Genomic DNA, 12,766 nt, shown 5'->3' on the forward strand with positions numbered 1-12,766 from the left:
CCGTGACACGATCCTGTGCCATGCACCCCCGCACTTCCTCCCCCTACACCCTCTCCCACCGCTCCCGCTCCGAGCGCACCCACCGCGGCCACTTCTTCTCCAGCCGACCCCTCCGCCACCGCGGCCGCTTCCTCTCCGGCCGGCCCCACCCCCACCGCAGCCGCCGTGGGCGCTCCCCCATCGCCCTGGCCCCCAGCCTGGCCCCCAGCCTGGCCCTCAGCCTGTCCAGCGCCCTGGCCATCGCCGTAGCCCTCCCCCTGTGCCTCGCCCTCCTAGTCACGGCGCTCCCAGCCGCGGCATCCCCCACCCGCATCGGCCACGAGACCCCACTCGACGGCTTCACCATCACCCACCTACCGCCCCGCATCGGCCCCCTCGTCAGCGACTTCACCTACGAACCCGACGACGACGGCGGCGCCACCTTCACCTCCCGCGTCTGGGAACGCCGGACCCGTCACGGCCACACGGTCGACCTCACCGTGATCGTCATCCGAGCCACCCACCTGACGACCCTCTCCACCCTGCGCACCTACATGGCCGACCACCACGACCGCCCACTCACCACCTGGCACGCCACCCGAGTAGGCCCCCACCAGGCCTTCCGCGACGCCACCCACGTGTTCTGGCTCCCCACCCCCGGCGTCGCCCTCTCCGTCCGCCTCGCGCCCCATTTCGCCCCCGCCGAGCTCAAGGCAACCGCCGAGGGCATCCACCCCGCACCCACACACCAGAAACCCCCGGCCTCGCGGCCGAGGGCTTGAGCTCTGGACCTGCCTACCCCAACGCCTGGCTGAGATCGGCCAGCAGGTCGTCGATGGTCTCGATGCCCACCGACAGCCGCACGAGATCCGCGGGCACCTCCAGCGGAGAGCCCGCCGCCGACGCGTGAGTCATCCGCCCCGGGTGCTCGATCAACGATTCCACCCCGCCGAGAGACTCCCCAAGGGTGAACAGCTTGGTCCTGTTGCAGATCTCGACCGCCTCCGCCTCGCCCCCGGCGACGCGGAAGGAGACCATCCCGCCGAACCTCTTCATCTGCTTGGCGGCCACCTCGTGACCGGGGTGCTCGGCCAGGCCCGGGTAGAGCACCTGCGTGACCCGGGGGTGCGCGGTCAGCAGGTCGACGACGCGCTCGGCGTTGTCGCAGTGCCGGTCCATGCGCACGCCGAGCGTCTTGAGCCCGCGCAACGTCAGGAACGAGTCGAACGGCCCGGCCACCCCGCCCATCGCGTTCTGGTGGTAGGCGAGCTGCTCCCCCACCTCGGCGGAGCCCGCCACCAGTGCGCCGCCGACCACGTCGGAGTGCCCGCCCACGTACTTCGTGGTCGAGTGCACGACGATGTCGGCCCCGAGCTCCAGCGGTCTCTGCAGGTACGGCGAGGCGAAGGTGTTGTCGACGACCAGCAGCGCGCCGCAGTCGTGCGCCAGCTGCGCGAGCCCGGCGATGTCGGCGATGCCGAGCAGCGGGTTGGTGGGCGTCTCGACCCAGATGAGGCGCGTCTTCGGCGTCACCGCGGCGGCGACCGCGTCGAGGTCGCCGAGCGGCACCGGGTCGTAGTGCAGCCCCCACCGCTCGTTCACCTTCGCGAACAGCCGGTAGGTGCCGCCGTAGGCGTCGTTCGGGATGACGACGTGGTCGAGCGGCTTGCACAGCGCGCGCAGCACCGTGTCCTCGGCCGCCAGCCCGGAGGCGAACGCGAGACCCCGCGCCCCGCCTTCCACCGCGGCCAGCGCCTCCTCCAGCGCCGTCCGCGTGGGGTTGGCGGAGCGGCTGTATTCATATCCGGAGCGCAGCCCGCCGACACCGTCCTGCTTGTAGGTGGAGGTGGCGTAGATGGGCGGCACGACCGCGCCGGTCAGCGGGTCGGGCTCCTGCCCGGCGTGGATGGCCAGCGTCTCGAAACCGTTGCTCATACCGCCACGCTATCCCGGACCCGCACCGACCCACTGCACCCCTTCCCCACCGACCCGCCCCGCCGTCCGTCGTCACCCGCTGTGCTGTACCGCCCGGTGCCGCCCGGTGCCGCCCGGTACCACCCGGTACCACCCGGTACCACCCGGTGGGTCGTCGCCGCCCACAGCTTCCGCGCGCCGCCCCTTCCAACACCCACGCGCCTGCGCCAGCCCTCCGCCCCCAACGGCCAACGGCCTCACCGCTCACAGCCGACGACCGCACGGCCCATGCCCCACAACCCCACGACCCATCCCCCTCCGCCCCGCTGCCCTCCGCCCCTCCGCCCCGCTGCCCTCCGCCCCTCCGCCCTCCGCTCTGCCGGCCCTCCGCCTGCGTCCTGCTGCCCGCTGCCCGCTGCCCGCTGCCCGCTGCCCGCTGCCCCGACGAGCGTCGCTCAACGCCCGGCAGCCGGCGGTCAACGAGCGTCGGACGTCAGCCGCCCACGGCGCACGTCGGTCGACGCCGGTCTTCCGCGAGCGGCGGTCACTTGGGCGAGCGTGCCTCCGGAGCGACGGTCACCTGGGCGAGCGCGTCCCGCGAGCGACGGCCACCCGGACGAGCGCGTCCCGCGAGCGACGGCCACCCGGACGAGCGCGTCCCGCGAGCGACGGCCACCCGGACGAGCGCGTCCCAGGAGCGGCAGTCACCCAGGCTGGCGTGCTCCGGGAGCAGCGGTCATTTGGGCGGGCGGGTCCCGGGATCGGTGATGTCACTGGGGCCGGCGCTGTCTCGTCTAGAGGGTGAGGACGACTTCAGCTCAAGGAGCACACGATGAACCTCGCACTGTGGATCGCCACCGGAGTCCTGGCCCTGATCGCGCTGGCCGGTGGTGTCACCAAGCTGTTCGTGCCCAAGGACAAGCTGTCGGCCGCCTCCGGTGGCGGCTGGACGGCGGAGCGGAGCGTTGGGTTCGTCAAAACATTGGGCGCACTCGAAGTTCTGGCCGCCGTCGGTTTGATCCTTCCGGCGGTTCTCGACATCGCGCCGATCATGGTGCCGGTGACCGCGGTCTGCTGGGTGTTGCTGATGATCGGCGCGATGGTCACCCACGGGCGGCGCGGAGAGTTCGCGCTCGTGGCCGTGAATGTGGCCTATCTCCTGATCGCGGCGTTCGTGGCGTGGGGCCGTTTCGGTCCTGGATCGTTCGCCGCGTGACCCCTGGCTTACCGTGATGACGATCGGGGAGGGAGAAGCTCTGATGGACGACAAGGCCGAGGAGTTCCAAGAGCTGCGACCGCTGCTGTTCTCGCTCGCCTACCGGATTCTGGGCAGCGTGAGCGAGGCCGAGGACGCGGTGCAGGAGACGTGGCTGCGCTTCGAGACCTCGCCGACGGAGGCACGGTCGGCCAAGGCGTTCTTGTCGGCGACGGTGACCAGGATCTCGATCGACGTCCTGCGCTCGGCCCGCGCGCGGCGCGAGGCGTACGTCGGGCCTTGGCTCCCCGAGCCGCTGCTCGCCGACCCGTACGAGGACCCGGAGCGGGCGGCGGAGCTGGCCGATTCCTTGTCGATGGCCGCGATGGTGCTGCTGGAGCGGCTGTCTCCGCTCGAGCGGGCGGTGTTCGTGCTGCGGGAGGTGTTCGACTTCGGCTTCCCCGAGGTGTCGACGGCGGTGGGGCGGTCGGAGGCGGCGTGCAGGCAGCTCGTGGTCCGGGCGCGTCGTCACATGGCCGAGGGGCGGCCGCGTTTCGAGGCGGATCGGAGAGAGCGGGAGGAGCTGGCTTCGCGCTTCTTCGACGCCCTTCACGAGGGGGACGTCGATGCGCTGCAGGAGCTGCTGGCGGCCGACGTGGCGGTGGTGGGCGATGGTGGCGGCAAGGCGCCGCAGCTGGCCAAGGCGGTCATGGGTGCGGGGAACGTGGCTCGGTTGCTGGCGTCGGTCTTTCCCCGGATGGCCGCCGTCGGGGTGGTGGGTGAACCGCACGAGGTCAACGGGCAGCCGGGGGCGATCTTCCGTGATCGGGAGGGGAAGGTGCTGTACGCGTTGGTGCTGGATGTGGTGGAGGGACGAGTTCAGACGATTCGGGCGGTGATCAATCCCGAGAAGCTCGGACATGTGGGGCCGGTGGCGGACGCGTGGGCGATCGACCGCGAGGTGAGGCGGGTTCGCCGGGTCGAGGAGTGAGCGAGCGGGGCGTTCTGTGCGCTGGCCGGTGGTCGGGCATCGACCGCTTCGCTGGCGCCTCGGATGCCTGACGCCTCAGATGCCTGACGCCTCAGATGCCTGGCACCTCGGATACCTGGCACCTCGGATACCTGAGGCCTCGGGTGCCTGACGCCCGCGTGCTCGGCCCACCGCGTACTCGGCCCACCGCGTACTCGGCCCACCGCGTGCCGGCTGCTCCGCATTACCGAGCCCTCGTACCTAACCCCCACATGACACGAGCCCGTGTGATCAAGTCCCCCGACTCGATCACACGGGCTCGTGACGCCTGCCCCCGGACCCTCAGGCCGCCTTCGGCGTGCTGTCCACCGGCTGCCGCTGCGACGGCAGCCGCAGGGGCGCCGGTTCCGGCGCCTCCGCCCCGGCCCCCGCTCGGGGCGCGTTGATGAACCGTCCGCTGGACCCCTCGGCCGGTTCCCCGTTGATCCGCGAGAGCATCACGGGGTCGGCGAGCGCGAGCAGCACTCCCACGCCGAGCCCCGCGGCCAGCAGCACGAATCCGATGACGACCATGTCCCTCATCCCCTTCCGACGTCTTCCAGCATGGGCGAAGGCGCAGGGCCGCCACCTCGCCTGAAGGTTGGGTCTGTGCAGGGGCGACTCGGCCGAACGGTTGATATGTCGGGTCAGACTTCCGGCCTAGGCTCTGTTTCCGTGGGGGACACGCAACGCATCGTCTACTGGGTGCAACGCCTCAGCGAGATCGCGATGGTCGGCTGGCTCGGCATGCTGCTGCTGGTCGATGTGGTGGCGTCGGCCAGTGTGCGGGGCGCCCAGTTCCTGGTGCCGTTGTGCGGGGTGGCCGGGATCGTGGCGATCATGCTCAGGCGCCGCCACCTGGTGAAGGGCTTCAGCGTCACGGTCGGCCTGTCTCTCGCGACGTCGCTGGTGATCGGGGTGACGAACACGCCGGGCATGCCGGGCATGGCCGAGAGCGGTGCGATCCTGCTGCTGACGATCAGCCTGTTGCGGCATGTGACGCCGATGCGGCGTGCCGTACTGCTCTCGCTGGTCGGTCTGGTGGCGTTGATGGCGGAGGGGGTCGGGCGCGACTACCAGGGGTCGGCGGGGCTGGCGTTCTCGTTCGTCCTGTTCGTGGGGTGGTCGGTCGCGGAAGGGCTGGGCCTGTATCTGCGCATCCAGCAGGATCGCAGGCGCGACACCCTGTCGTCGGTACGGCGGGCGGAGCGGTTGGAGCTCGCCCGGGAGTTGCACGATCTGGTGGCGCATCACATCACGGGCATCGTGGTGCAGGCTCAGGCGGCCAAGACGGTGGCGGAGATGAAGCCCGAGGCGGTGGGTCCTGCGCTGGACGCGATCGCGAACGCGGGCACGGAGGCGTTGACGTCGATGCGGCGGCTGGTGGGGGTCCTGCGTGCGGATGACGAGGCGGCGCGCAGGCCGGGCACCACGCTGGCGGATCTGCGCCTGCTGACGGAGAGTTTCACGGCGAGCGGGCCGCAGGTGGCCTTCGAGGTGGGGACGGGGCTCGATGAGCGGGCGCTGGCGCCGGAGGTGCTGACGACGTTGCACCGGGTGCTGCAGGAGGCGCTGACCAATGTGCGCAGGCACGCGCCGGGCACGGGCTGGGTGGAGGTGGATCTGCGGCCGGTGGGCGGGCCGTACATGCCGCCGGCCTTGCTGGGCGGCGGTCAGGGGGTGCGGCTGCGCGTGCGCAACTACAGTTCGGCGGCCGATCCGCGGATCAAGCGGCTGGGCGGCGGGTTCGGGCTGGTCGGGATGGCCGAGCGGGTGGAGGCCCTGGGCGGGCGGTTGTGGGCGGGGCCCACGGAGGAGGGGGCGTGGGAGGTCGTGGCGGAGGTGCCATCATGACGGCGGGCGCGCAAGAGCCATCATGACGGCCCCCGGTCTCAGCCGGGGGCCGTCGGTGGGTCAGCGGCTGGCCAGGAAGGCGAGCAGGTCCTGGCGGGTCAGCATGCCCGTCGGCTTGCCGTCGTCGAGCACCACGGCCGCGTCCGCCTTCTCCAGCGCCTCCACCGCGCGTGCCACCGGCTCCCCCGCCCCGATCGTGGGCAGCGGCTGCGACATGTGGTCGGCGATGGGCGCGTCGGACGTCAGCCGCCCGCGGTACAGCGCGTCGAGCAGGTCGCGCTCGACGACGGCGCCCACGACCTCGGCGGCCATGACGGGCGGTTCCTCCTTCATCACCGGCAGCTGCGAGACGGAGTACTCCCGCATGATGGAGATCGCGTAGCCGACGGTCTCGTGCGGGTGCACGTGGACGAACTCCGGCAGCTCCGTCCCCTTGCGGGCGAGCACGTCGCCGACGAGCCCCTCCTCGGGGGAGGAGGTGGTGAGGAATCCGTAGTCGGCCATCCACTCGTCGTTGAAGATCTTCGACAGGTATCCGCGTCCGCCGTCGGGCAGCAGGACCACCACGACGTCGTCGGGCGAGGCCTTGGCGGCCACGCGTAGCGCGGCGACGACGGCCATGCCGCAGGAGCCGCCGACGAGCAGCGCCTCCTCGCGGGCCAGGCGGCGGGTCATGTTGAAGGAGTCCTTGTCGGACACCGCGATGATCTCGTCGCAGATGGTGGTGTCGTAGGTGGCCGGCCAGATGTCCTCGCCGACGCCTTCGACCAGGTATGGCCGGCCGCTGCCGCCGGAGTAGACGGAGCCCTCGGGGTCAGCCCCGATGATCTTCACCTTCCCGCCGGAGATCTCCTTCAGGTACCGGCCGGTGCCGCTGATCGTCCCGCCGGTGCCGACGCCCGCGACGAAGTGCGTGATGCGCCCCTCGGTCTGCTCCCACAGCTCCGGCCCGGTGGTGTGGTAGTGGGAGTCGGGGTTCTGCTGGTTGGAGTACTGGTCGGGCTTCCAGGCGTTGGGGATCTCGCGGGCCAGCCGATCGGAGACCGAGTAGTAGGACTCGGGGTGGTCGGGCGAGACGGCGGTCGGGCAGACCACCACCTCGGCGCCGTAGGCGCGCAGGACCGAGATCTTGTCGGAGGCGACCTTGTCGGGCACCACGAAGACGCACCGGTAGCCGCGCTGCTGGGCCACGATGGCCAGGCCGACACCGGTGTTGCCCGACGTGGGCTCGACGATCACGCCGCCGGGACGAAGGGCGCCAGACTGCTCCGCCGCGTCGATCATCCGTACGGCGATGCGGTCCTTGACCGAGCCGCCTGGATTGAAATATTCGACCTTGGCGAGCACCTGCGCCGGCAACCCTGCCGAGACCTTGTGCAGCCTGACGAGGGGGGTGTTGCCCATCAGCTCGACCAGGGAATCGTAAACGCGCACCGAGGTGTTCACCTTCTTTTGCCGCTTGCATAACCCGAGCGCCGGTTGGGTGGCGGGCACTCGGTTAGTTTCCAATCAAAAGCTACCGTCGCCAGGCCGCTGGGGGCGAAGACCTTCGAGGTCTGAGGGGGGACGGACGAAAAATGATCTGGACTCCGGGGGTGGCGCGGGCTGCGCGCAGGATCGCGGCCGCCGCGGCGGTCGGGGGCGGCGGGCTGACCGCGCTGGGAGTCACGGCCTACGGCCTCCTGCTCGCCGAGGGCCTGGTGGCCAGGAAGGTGATCGGCCGCCCGCACGGCATGGAGGGCCCGACGGCGGACGGTTCGTACGGCGCTTTCCCCGGCATGCCGATCAGTCTGGTCATGCTGGGCGATTCCACTTCGGTGGGCCTGGGCATGAGTGATCCGGCCCACACGCCGGGGGTCCTCATCGCGAACGGCCTGGCCGCCGTCGCGGAGCGTCCGGTACGGCTGCGTGTGTTCGGCAGGTCGGGCGCGGCGTCGGTGGAGTTGCGCCCCCAGGTCGACAAGGCGCTGAAGGAACACCCGGACGTGGCGATCATCTTCGTGGGCGCCAACGACGTCACCACGCAGACCCCGCCCGCGACAGCCGTACGGCATCTGGCCAAGGCGGTGCACCGGCTGCGTGAGGCGGGCGCCGAGGTGGTGGTGGGCACCTGCCCGGACCTGGGGACGGTGCGCCCGATCGCCCAGCCGTTGAGGTGGGTGACGCGCCGGTGGAGCCGCCAGCTGGCGGCCGCGCAGACCATCGCGGTGGTCGAAGCGGGGGGACGTACTGTGGCGTTCGCCGACATCCTGGGGCCGGAATTCGCCACAAATCCCGGCGAAATGTTCGGACCCGATCGTTTCCATCCAAGTGACCGAGGTTACGCGCAGGCCGCTTACGCGGTGCTACCTTCTGTGTGCGCTGCGTTGGAGTTGTGGCCCGAGCCGCGACCCGCACGTGACGCACAGATCCCGACTGGACTGCAACCGATTTACCTTGCGGCGGCGACCGCCGCGGAGAAACCGGGCACCGAGGTGACCGCGACCCGGGTCGAAGGGCGCGCGACAGGTCCCTACGGCAGGTGGGTGACGATGCTGCGCCGTCGTCCCTGATTCTTCGCGACGACTGGCCGTCACTCCTCATCCCCCTAGGAGTGGATAGACCGTGCTCCGTGCGAAACCGGCCATCGCGCTCGCCGGAATGCTGGCCCTGGCCGCGTGTTCCGGCAGCGACGCCGCGACTGCAGAGTTCCCCACCTGGCAGAACAACGAGGTCAACGCCATCAGCCGCATGGTCACCGGCGGCGGCATCGTGACCTTGACCTCCATGAAGACCGACGGCTCGCTGGAGACGGTCGCCCTCGACCAGTCCTCGGGCAAGAGGTTGTGGGCCTTCCCCACCACGATGGCCGGCCGCCTGCCCGGCATGGGCGTCTCCCCGCCCGCGATCGTCGAGACCGGCAAGGACCAGGCGGTCGTCGCGGCGCTCGACCCGCTGAAGAAGGGCCGCTGGAACGCCCTGCTGATCGCCCGCGACGGGCGCACGGGCAAGCAGAAGTGGACCCGTCCCGTGCACTCCACCTTCGGCCCCCAGCGCTGCGGGTCGTACATCTGCCTTTCGGAGCACACGGCGCTCAGGACGGCCCGCGTGGTCGTGCTCGACCCCGCCGACGGCAAGACCAGGTGGACGCTGCCCGGCATCGCCGAAGTGGAGTGGGCCGACGCCAGTCGCGTGTTGTTCCTGCGCCTGGCGGCCAACCCGATGATCGAGTCGTACGACATCAGGACCGGCAAGATCCAGTGGCAGCAGCCGATCGAGCAGGCGCTGGGCAAGGGCATCGACATGTCGGGCGGCTGGGCCTTCGGCGCCACGGGCGACGACCTGGTCGGCTACGTCGCGCCGTACACCAACCCGCGCTCCCGCCGGGTCTCGACGTTCGGCCTGTTCTCGGTGAAGCTCACCGACGGCTCGATCAACTGGATGCGCCCCTCGGTGGTGCGCGTCTACCCCAGCGGCAACCCGGGCTTCGCGCCGATCGTGCGCCCGGTCGACCAGCAGGGTCAGTACGGCGGCTTCGCCCGCCTGGAGGCCGAGAGCGGCCGCGTGGTCGGGCAGATCACCGCCGGCCAGGTGCCGGGCTCGGGCTGGTGGCTGGCCTTCCCCGACGCCATGGACCGGCTGGGCTTCCTCAAGCACAACACCAAGGGCAGCACCTTCGACCTGGCGACCGGCAAGCAGTTGCCGATCGAGGAGGCCAAGGGCTGGTCGTTCTGCGTGACCGATCCCAAGCCGCTGCAGTTGCGCCAGCAGATTCCCGGCTTCTACTCCACGGCCGCCCTGTGCCGTTACGACCTGGCCACCGGCAAGAAGCTGACCGAGGCCGCCTCCGCGCCGCCCGCCTGGTTCACGGGCAGCCAGGGCGGCTGGCGGTTGTGGCGTGACGAGAAGGGCGCCGTTCACGGGGTCAAGGACGGCTCGGCGGATGCGCCGGGCATGTACGGCTGAGCCGTATTCACCAAAAGGGCCGGTCCATCCGGCCCTTTTTCGCGTTCTACAGTAGAAAGTTCTGTTTTGCCCTCCCCGCCGCCTGGCACCTGCCGTACCAAGAAGTAACATCGCGATTGGAGCCACACAGAGGAGATAACCATGCCCGAGGCAGTCATCGTCGCGACCGCTCGCTCGCCCATCGGCCGCGCCTTCAAGGGGTCGTTGAAGGACATCCGTCCCGACGACCTGACAGTCCAGATGATCCAGGCGGCGCTGGCCAAGGTTCCGCAGCTCGACCCGAACCAGGTCGACGACCTCATGCTCGGTTGCGGCCTGCCCGGTGGTGAGCAGGGCTTCAACATGGCCCGCGTGGTCTCGGTGATGCTCGGGCTCGACACCGTTCCTGGCACGACGGTCACGAGGTACTGCTCCTCGTCGCTGCAGACGACCCGCATGGCCTTCCACGCGATCAAGGCCGGCGAGGGCGACGTGTTCATCTCCGCCGGCGTGGAGACCGTCTCCCGCTTCATCAAGGGCAACTCCGACTCGCTGCCCGACACCACCAACCCGATCTTCGGCGAGGCCGTCGAGCGCACCCAGACCTTCGCCGGCGGCGGCCAGACCTGGCACGACCCGCGCGAGGACGGCAAGGTCCCCGACATCTACATCGCGATGGGCCAGACGGCCGAGAACCTGGCCCAGATCAAGGGCATCTCCCGCCGCGAGCAGGACGAGTTCGGCGTACGCTCGCAGAACCTGGCGGAGAAGGCGCTGGCCGACGGGTTCTGGCAGAAGGACATCACCCCGGTCACGCTGCCCGACGGCACCGTGGTCAGCAAGGACGACGGACCGCGCGCCGGCATCACCTACGAGGGCACCTCGCAGCTCAAGCCGGTCTTCCGCCCCGACGGCACGGTCACGGCCGGCAACTGCTGCCCGCTCAACGACGGCGCCGCCGCCGTGGTCATCATGAGCGACACCAAGGCCGCCGAGCTCGGCATCACGCCGCTGGCCCGCATCGTCTCGACCGGCGTCACGGGCCTCTCGCCCGAGATCATGGGCCTGGGCCCGGTCGAGGCCACCAAGCAGGCGCTCGCCCGCGCGGGCATGGCGATCGACGACATCGACCTGGTGGAGATCAACGAGGCGTTCGCGGCCCAGGTCATCCCGTCCTACCAGGACCTCGGGATCGAGCTCGACCGGCTGAACGTCAACGGCGGCGCCATCGCCGTCGGCCACCCGTTCGGCATGACGGGCGCGCGGATCACCTCGACGCTCATCAACAGCCTGCAGCACCACGACAAGAGCATCGGCCTGGAGACGATGTGCGTGGGCGGCGGCCAGGGCATGGCCATGATCCTGGAGCGCCTGGGCTAGCCCAAGTCGAAGGGGTACGGCTCAGCCGTACCCCTTGGGCCTGTAGAGGGCTTCTAGATGAAGCCCATCCGGGTGCGGCGGTGCCGTTCGTGCTCGAGGACGATCGCCGCGGCGTAGCCGTGGGTCAGTCCGTGCTCGTCGGCCAGCCAGTTAGCCCGTTCATCACAGCGGAGGAAGGACGGGCCGTTGTCGATGGCTTGGAACCACTCGGGGAGTTCGCGTCCCGTGATGGCCGGGACTCTTGCGATCAGCTTCGTCTGCGTCTCCATTGAGTGGTTCAAGGACATGGGCACCTCCACGGATTGGGACAGGTCCTTTGCTCGACACTGCAATAGAAGATGCCAAATCGCAACCCCCTGGACGGCAGCAATTCGTTGCCGCGTGGTTGCGGAACGCGCAAGACCCCGCCGGGAGCACCCGGCGGGGTCTCGTGTCGATCAGCTCTAGTCGCTGCTGGAGAAGTAGCTGATGAAGCGCAGGACCTCCAGGTAGATCCAGACCAGGCTCAGGGTCAGGCCGAAGGCGCACTGCCAGGCGAACTTCGCCGGAGCACCGGCGCGCACGCCCTCCTCCACCGCCGCGAAGTCGAGCAGGAGGAAGAAGACGCCGAGCAGGATCATCGCGATGCTGAAGACGTAGCCCAGCGGGCCCGCCTCACGCAGGCCGAAGCCGCCCGGGACGAAGATGCCCACGAGCAGGTTGACGAGCATCAGGCCGAGCACGGCGATCGACGCCGCCGTCACGTACTTGACCATCTTGTTGCTGACGCGGACGATGCGCAGGGAGTAGACGGCCAGCGTGCCGGCGAAGGCCAGCGCCGTACCGATCACCGCCTGCAGGACGATGCCGTTGAAGAAGTTCTCGTAGGCGAGGCTGAGCGCGCCGACGAAAACGCCGTAACACGCGGCGTAGCCGAGGATCAACGCCGGGTTGGTGCTCTGCTTGAACGAGGCGATCAGGCCGAGGACCAGGCCGACGAGACCGAAGACGATGGCCACGCCCATGGGCACGTTGAGCACCCAGGCGGCCGCGCCGGTGAGGACCAGCGTGCCCAGGGTCAGGAAGCCCTTGACGACCACGTCATCGATGGTCATCGTCCGGTAGGCCGGAGGCGCCGGGGGCTGGTACGCCGGCGCGTCGTACATGTCCTGCAGGTGACCAGGGGTCGGCGTCTGGTACTGCCCCGGGTGGGTGTACTGGGACCTGCTGAAAATCGGGTTCTTGCTTTCCATCGCTGCCTCCACGCTGCGACCAGTGCGATCACCTTATCGACCGACGCTCGCACCGGCCACTCGCGCTGTGGTTCGTGGTCAACCGAGGGTGTCGGGCGAAGGATCAACGAGCGACCGTCGCCTGGAGTTCCCGGGGCCACATAAGTTCTCTGTTAATAAGAAATGCCTGGTCAATGGCATAATGATTCCGGGGGCATGCCAGTGCCCCCGGCGGGAGTCGAACCCGCACATCAACCCTTTTAAGGGGTTTGCCTCTGCCATTGGGCTACGGGGGCGCGG

At 69.8% G+C, this 12,766-nt stretch carries 12 protein-coding genes and 1 tRNA gene; 7 read left to right on the forward strand and 6 right to left on the reverse strand.

The window, feature by feature from the left end; genetic code table 11:
- Window positions 1-20: 20 nt before the first annotated feature.
- Window positions 21-761: a hypothetical protein gene (locus ACIBH1_RS40000; protein ID WP_397319281.1), complete on the forward strand. Its 741-nt coding sequence runs from the start codon at window positions 21-23 to the stop codon at window positions 759-761.
- Between the two features lie 13 nt (window positions 762-774).
- On the opposite strand, the gene ACIBH1_RS40005 is transcribed toward ACIBH1_RS40000, so the two are convergent.
- Window positions 775-1,914 (reverse strand): cystathionine gamma-synthase, encoded by a 1,140-nt coding sequence (locus ACIBH1_RS40005; RefSeq protein WP_181614333.1) that lies wholly within the window; start codon window positions 1,912-1,914, stop codon window positions 775-777.
- An 811-nt stretch (window positions 1,915-2,725) separates the two neighbouring features.
- Here ACIBH1_RS40005 and ACIBH1_RS40010 point away from each other — a divergent pair.
- Together ACIBH1_RS40010 and ACIBH1_RS40015 are read left to right on the forward strand one after the other, a co-directional pair.
- Window positions 2,726-3,109 (forward strand): DoxX family protein, encoded by a 384-nt coding sequence (locus ACIBH1_RS40010; RefSeq protein WP_397319282.1) that lies wholly within the window; start codon window positions 2,726-2,728, stop codon window positions 3,107-3,109.
- A gap of 43 nt (window positions 3,110-3,152) precedes the next feature.
- A complete protein-coding gene (locus ACIBH1_RS40015; RefSeq protein WP_397319283.1) occupies window positions 3,153-4,079 on the forward strand; it encodes an RNA polymerase sigma-70 factor in 927 nt (308 codons plus the stop codon).
- A 321-nt stretch (window positions 4,080-4,400) separates the two neighbouring features.
- Here ACIBH1_RS40015 and ACIBH1_RS40020 read toward each other — a convergent pair whose 3' ends face one another.
- Complete coding sequence (locus ACIBH1_RS40020) at window positions 4,401-4,631, reverse strand: hypothetical protein (RefSeq protein ID WP_397319284.1); 231 nt, start codon at window positions 4,629-4,631, stop codon at window positions 4,401-4,403.
- Window positions 4,632-4,772: 141 nt separating this feature from the next.
- Here ACIBH1_RS40020 and ACIBH1_RS40025 point away from each other — a divergent pair, with 141 nt between their 5' ends.
- The gene (locus ACIBH1_RS40025; RefSeq protein ID WP_397319285.1) at window positions 4,773-5,951 is read left to right on the forward strand and encodes a sensor histidine kinase; all 1,179 of its coding nucleotides are present in this window, start codon (window positions 4,773-4,775) and stop codon (window positions 5,949-5,951) included.
- 60 nt (window positions 5,952-6,011) lie between these two features.
- Here the strand turns inward: ACIBH1_RS40025 and ACIBH1_RS40030 are convergent, their stop codons facing one another.
- Entirely contained in the window at window positions 6,012-7,385 is a 1,374-nt protein-coding gene (locus tag ACIBH1_RS40030) for a cystathionine beta-synthase (RefSeq protein ID WP_397319286.1), read from the reverse strand.
- A gap of 143 nt (window positions 7,386-7,528) precedes the next feature.
- Between ACIBH1_RS40030 and ACIBH1_RS40035 the strand changes: the two genes are divergently transcribed.
- From ACIBH1_RS40035 to ACIBH1_RS40045, 3 genes are all read left to right on the forward strand, one after another.
- Complete coding sequence (locus ACIBH1_RS40035; RefSeq protein WP_397319287.1) at window positions 7,529-8,503, forward strand: SGNH/GDSL hydrolase family protein; 975 nt, start codon at window positions 7,529-7,531, stop codon at window positions 8,501-8,503.
- Window positions 8,504-8,555: 52 nt separating this feature from the next.
- Window positions 8,556-9,896, forward strand: a complete 1,341-nt coding sequence (locus ACIBH1_RS40040) for a PQQ-binding-like beta-propeller repeat protein (RefSeq protein WP_397319288.1) — start codon at window positions 8,556-8,558, stop codon at window positions 9,894-9,896.
- A 141-nt stretch (window positions 9,897-10,037) separates the two neighbouring features.
- The gene (locus ACIBH1_RS40045) at window positions 10,038-11,255 is read left to right on the forward strand and encodes an acetyl-CoA C-acetyltransferase (protein ID WP_397319289.1); all 1,218 of its coding nucleotides are present in this window, start codon (window positions 10,038-10,040) and stop codon (window positions 11,253-11,255) included.
- A 53-nt stretch (window positions 11,256-11,308) separates the two neighbouring features.
- On the opposite strand, the gene ACIBH1_RS40050 is transcribed toward ACIBH1_RS40045, so the two are convergent.
- From ACIBH1_RS40050 to ACIBH1_RS40060, 3 genes are all read right to left on the reverse strand, one after another.
- Window positions 11,309-11,542, reverse strand: coding sequence for a DUF4287 domain-containing protein (locus ACIBH1_RS40050; RefSeq protein ID WP_181614325.1), 234 nt, complete (start codon window positions 11,540-11,542; stop codon window positions 11,309-11,311).
- Between the two features lie 156 nt (window positions 11,543-11,698).
- Window positions 11,699-12,487, reverse strand: a complete 789-nt coding sequence (locus tag ACIBH1_RS40055; protein WP_397319290.1) for a Bax inhibitor-1/YccA family protein — start codon at window positions 12,485-12,487, stop codon at window positions 11,699-11,701.
- A gap of 202 nt (window positions 12,488-12,689) precedes the next feature.
- Window positions 12,690-12,762 (reverse strand) — tRNA-Leu (locus ACIBH1_RS40060).
- Between the last annotated feature and the right edge of the window lie 4 nt (window positions 12,763-12,766).

The organism is Nonomuraea sp. NPDC050663 (assembly GCF_044456985.1).
In the GTDB taxonomy this organism is placed as follows: domain Bacteria; phylum Actinomycetota; class Actinomycetes; order Streptosporangiales; family Streptosporangiaceae; genus Nonomuraea.

Excerpts from the sequence above, each read along its gene's own strand:
- ACIBH1_RS40000 (WP_397319281.1), top strand. The coding sequence starts at position 21 with ATGCACCCCCGCACTTCCTCCCCCTACACCCTCTCCCACCGCTCCCGC.
- ACIBH1_RS40005 (WP_181614333.1), bottom strand. The coding sequence starts at position 1,914 with ATGAGCAACGGTTTCGAGACGCTGGCCATCCACGCCGGGCAGGAGCCC.
- ACIBH1_RS40010 (WP_397319282.1), top strand. The coding sequence starts at position 2,726 with ATGAACCTCGCACTGTGGATCGCCACCGGAGTCCTGGCCCTGATCGCG.
- ACIBH1_RS40015 (WP_397319283.1), top strand. The coding sequence starts at position 3,153 with ATGGACGACAAGGCCGAGGAGTTCCAAGAGCTGCGACCGCTGCTGTTC.
- ACIBH1_RS40020 (WP_397319284.1), bottom strand. The coding sequence starts at position 4,631 with ATGGTCGTCATCGGATTCGTGCTGCTGGCCGCGGGGCTCGGCGTGGGA.
- ACIBH1_RS40035 (WP_397319287.1), top strand. The coding sequence starts at position 7,529 with ATGATCTGGACTCCGGGGGTGGCGCGGGCTGCGCGCAGGATCGCGGCC.
- ACIBH1_RS40045 (WP_397319289.1), top strand. The coding sequence starts at position 10,038 with ATGCCCGAGGCAGTCATCGTCGCGACCGCTCGCTCGCCCATCGGCCGC.
- ACIBH1_RS40050 (WP_181614325.1), bottom strand. The coding sequence starts at position 11,542 with ATGTCCTTGAACCACTCAATGGAGACGCAGACGAAGCTGATCGCAAGA.
- ACIBH1_RS40055 (WP_397319290.1), bottom strand. The coding sequence starts at position 12,487 with ATGGAAAGCAAGAACCCGATTTTCAGCAGGTCCCAGTACACCCACCCG.